Below are 1,799 nucleotides of genomic sequence, written 5' to 3'. Positions count from 1 at the left end.
GGCGTCCAACTTCGAGTTGGCCGGGTTGAATTTGAAGCCATACTTCAGGGGAACTTCGCTTGACTGGAAACGCTGCGTCGGAGGGTTGTACTCCAAGAAGCCGCCGAAGCTATTCAGATCGCCTGGTTCGGTAACCTCAACCTTGCCCTGTGCAATTGGGCCGGTGAGGTAGTTGGAAAAGCTGCGCTTGAGGTTCCAATCAAGGCGCGCATCTTGCAGATTTGGCAGCGCCTCAGCCGCGATCGCGGATGGCACCGGCACCGCCCCAGCAACGAGCGCAAAGGTAGCGGCGCTCACAAACAACTTCTTCCTCATTGAAGCTCCCTCCAAATAGACTATAGGTAAGCCTAAGCTAACCATAATGAGGTAAGCCTTACCATAGGGGGTATTGTCCAGAAACTTTCCAGAATTAAGGGCATGGTAAGTAAATGCAGGCTAACCTATTGAGCATGAGGAAAACTGCCGCCCTGTGCACTGCCACAACAGTCGTTTTGAGCGCACTGATTACCCCCGTTGCAAACGCGGAAACCCCCGTCGGATCAGGTGTAGAAGCCTCCGGCACCGTCACGTGGCCCATCAAGGCCTCGTTCCTACGCTATGTCCAAGGCATTGCCGGCGGCGAGATCCATACCGCCGGAGGAACCAAGGCAATCACTGACACAAAAGGCAAGGTGACTGGCTTCGAATTCCCAGTCAACCCGCGCAGCACCGTCGTTGAGCAGGATCGCACGGTCGTTGACTTGGAGGGCTCGCTGCACTTCTACGGCCACGCCGGTCTCGGCAAGGGCGGGACGTGGGGCCTGAATCTGCGTTACGACGATCTCAAGATCCTCGTGACCGAGTCGACCACCGCCGCCATCACCGCCGACTACATCGTCGAGGGAGGACTTCCCGGCGCCCGAGCCGAGCGAAAGGTCGCGGATGATGCCACTTTGGCCACGTTCACACTCCCCCGCCCCATCACTGCCACCGTCGGCGGTGGCTACACAGCAGAAGTGACTCCTACGCTCGCCGCTGGTGGCGCGGCGTCGCTGCTCAACTATGACGAGGGCACTACGCTTAACGACGGTCGTTTGAACCTCACCCTGGCGTTTCACTCCAAGGGATCGGCCCCCACCCCGACACTGTCTGAGGAGCAGCAGTTCAAAGCGCAGGGCAGCGCGGCTGCCGACGCGAAAACGATCGGCATCGCTGGTGCCCTGCTCGCTGTGCTTGCTTTGTTGGGCGCGGGCGCGGCGTGGTTCTCAGGCCTGATACCAGGCCTGCCGCCTGCACCCGCTCTTTCCCTGTAGCTGGCGCGCTACTGGATCTCAGCCGGATCCTTGCGCTCCGGGTACACGGTCGGGCGCACGCCCGCGATGTCCTCGACGACGCGAACCACCTGGTGGGAGTAGCCGTACTCGTTGTCGTACCAGACGTAGAGCACGAGGTGGTTGCCAGATGCGATGGTGGCCAGGCCGTCGACAACCGACGCGTGGGTAGTACCCAGAAGGTCAGTGGACACAACCTCCGGCGAGTTGATGTAGTCGATCTGCTGGCGCAGGTTGGAGTGGGTGGACACGCGACGCAGGAAGGTGTTCACCTCGTCCTTGTTCACTTCCTTCTCCAGGTCCAGGTTGAGCACTGCCATGGACACGTCCGGGGTGGGCACGCGGATCGCGTTGCCGGTGAGCTTGCCCTCAAACTCGGGCAGCGCCTTGGACACGGCCTTCGCAGCACCAGTCTCGGTGAGCACCATGTTCAGGCCAGCAGCACGCCCACGACGGTCACCCTTGTGGAAGTTGTCGGCCAGGTTCTGG

Annotated in this window: 2 protein-coding genes and 1 pseudogene; 1 reads left to right on the top strand and 2 read right to left on the bottom strand. The window is 60.7% G+C overall.

The genetic code is table 11. The annotated features are described in order from the left end of the window. On the bottom strand, positions 1-315 hold a 315-nt coding region (locus tag HMPREF2617_RS04990; protein ID WP_210400818.1), incomplete at its 3' end, for an HtaA domain-containing protein. A gap of 134 nt (positions 316-449) precedes the next feature. Between HMPREF2617_RS04990 and HMPREF2617_RS04985 the strand changes: the two genes are divergently transcribed. Next, a complete protein-coding gene (locus tag HMPREF2617_RS04985) occupies positions 450-1,292 on the top strand; it encodes an HtaA domain-containing protein (protein ID WP_167617571.1) in 843 nt (280 codons plus the stop codon). Between the two features lie 8 nt (positions 1,293-1,300). Here HMPREF2617_RS04985 and HMPREF2617_RS04980 read toward each other — a convergent pair. Then, a pseudogene (locus tag HMPREF2617_RS04980) lies at positions 1,301-1,799 on the bottom strand (glyceraldehyde-3-phosphate dehydrogenase); the annotation flags it as partial.

Origin of the sequence: Corynebacterium sp. HMSC070H05 (genome assembly GCF_001837615.1) — a bacterium.
In the GTDB taxonomy this organism is placed as follows: Bacteria; Actinomycetota; Actinomycetes; order Mycobacteriales; family Mycobacteriaceae; genus Corynebacterium; species Corynebacterium coyleae.
Note: the sequence above shows the minus strand (reverse complement) of the source record. Positions and strands in the feature narration are given on the sequence as shown.